Origin of the sequence: Stappia sp. 28M-7, from assembly GCF_014252955.1 — a bacterium.
Lineage (GTDB): Bacteria > Pseudomonadota > Alphaproteobacteria > Rhizobiales > Stappiaceae > Stappia.
In genome coordinates this window covers 1-1,818 of record NZ_JACMIA010000008.1, presented here as the reverse complement: position 1 = coordinate 1,818, position 1,818 = coordinate 1, and the positions used below count along the sequence as shown (strand labels likewise).

Genomic DNA, 1,818 nt, shown 5'->3' with positions numbered 1-1,818 from the left:
GCCCCCGCAACCACTTTTGTTATAACTCCATAGAATGCGAGATATAACAATTACTTAGGCCGCCGCAGGGCGGCCTTCCCTGTTTCTGTTGCCAAGGTGCGCGCCATTTTGGATGGCCGAGGCAGGATTATCGCCGCCGTAATACCCTTGATAGCCTCCAGCCCAGTCTTGAGTTCGTAATGTTGCTCGGTTTGGGCGCAGTCATCCCAGACGAACGCGATGATACTGTCATAGCCTGTCGGCTTGTTCTGACTTAGGTAGAGGCTGGCATCCGCTGCGATCTCCTCGATGACCTTTGCGCAAGCAGCTTGCCCTGGACTGCGCATAAACTTCACTTCTACGATTGTCCTCAAAGACGGAATGCCGAGGTCAGCACGAGGGTTCTTGTGACCAACCGAAGGTAGGTTCTCTTCGTCTTCAAGATCGGAAAATACGGGGGCAAGCACCGCCCAGAGCAAGTTCTGGACGTGATACTCGTTTTCAATTTCCCATTTCGCGACTGCCGACTTTGCGGTGCGGGGCTGAGTTTCAAAGGTCCAATGCCGCATTGAACGTGACACGTTTTCCAGCAAACTGATCAGGTCTGCCTGGGTTGTACCTTTGAGGGATATCTGGCCTCGTCGCGCTAACGCGAAGTCAAAAACGGAAAGCCGGACCGCGTCCCGTGCCGACCCTGCATTATGTGGCTCTAGGCGAACGGTAGTCCCCCAAGCCGCTTCAAGGTCATCATCATTAAGCTCTCCGATGTTTCTCGCGTGCATGGCAACGGCCAGGTCAGGCGGGACAATCCGCAAATTTGTCTCGCCGATCGACAATCTTGCCGACCTCACGAGCCCCAACTGCCACGAGTCGCTGGACACTTCTTTCTCTGAACGTGTCAACAGATTGGCCAGCCACCCGCTATCAATTTCCTTTGCCAGAGCCGCAACACCGAGCGCTACTCCAAGCAGAGCTACTCCGTCGACCTCGAATCTTGGCGGGCGCCCTGCTGCGAAGAATGAACGTCCGCCCAAATGGGTGAGTTCGCTGCACAACGCGTCGCGTTCGTCCGCGGTCAGCAATCCACCTGCGGCTCCGTAACCAAGTGCCGCGACGTGTTCCGGATGCCGAGCTTGCCCGGTAAATCCGATCGCACTACTCACATATTGGCGAAGTGATTGATGATCGGCCATGATCCAAGCGGAGAAAGCTGCGACATGGCACGGAAGATCATTCTCCTTCTCGATCTCTGCGATCAGCGTCGCGCGTATGTCGAGCAGGTTGACCATGGGCTACAGGAACCACAACGTCCGTCCAATTTGCCCCAGACGCACTGCGTCAGCGTCCCATCCAAGTATATCACTTAGTCCTGCCAGACGTTCGGCGATTAGATCGGAATAGCGAACCGTGATTGGAAAAGGCTCGGGAGATAGCATGCGCCAAGAATGGCCAGAAAACTCAAAAGCTTGCCGTGCAAGGTATGTCATGTCAGTAAAGGTCGAAAGTCGGTGCAGCTTGAGCAGGCACGGCCTTGGCATTCCGTCGCTAGCCTGCTTCAACTCTGAAGCTCCCGAAAACACTATCAGCGATTCGTAATCACCCAATTTAAGGTGAAGCCCACGTGCCGGTCCAAGGACACCTTTCTTGGGCGCGCGGAATCCGATTCCCTGCTGAGAAAGGTCAAATATGATGAACGGGTGGCTCGGCGCGACATGAACAAAGGCGAATGTCACATTATCGAGAGCGAGATCTTCCACTGTCCGTTTGATTGCTTCCGCTTCTGTATCTTTGGGCGGCTTGAACATATGGAACACTAACCGCACCTTATCGGTGCTCCGC

At 54.7% G+C, this 1,818-nt stretch carries 2 protein-coding genes; both read right to left on the bottom strand.

What is annotated here, in order from left to right:
* Positions 1-50: 50 nt before the first annotated feature.
* Positions 51-1,268 carry a PD-(D/E)XK nuclease domain-containing protein gene (locus H7H34_RS23230; protein WP_185926912.1) on the bottom strand — a complete coding sequence of 406 codons (1,218 nt, stop codon included), beginning with the start codon at positions 1,266-1,268 and terminating at the stop codon, positions 51-53.
* A 3-nt stretch (positions 1,269-1,271) separates the two neighbouring features.
* Positions 1,272-1,818 (bottom strand): argonaute/piwi family protein (locus H7H34_RS23225; protein WP_463668136.1); only part of this gene is annotated, 547 nt, incomplete at its 5' end.

What these genes read in the sequence shown, in the direction of transcription:
- H7H34_RS23230 (WP_185926912.1), bottom strand. Translation starts at nt 1,268, where the DNA reads ATGGTCAACCTGCTCGACATACGCGCGACGCTGATCGCAGAGATCGAG.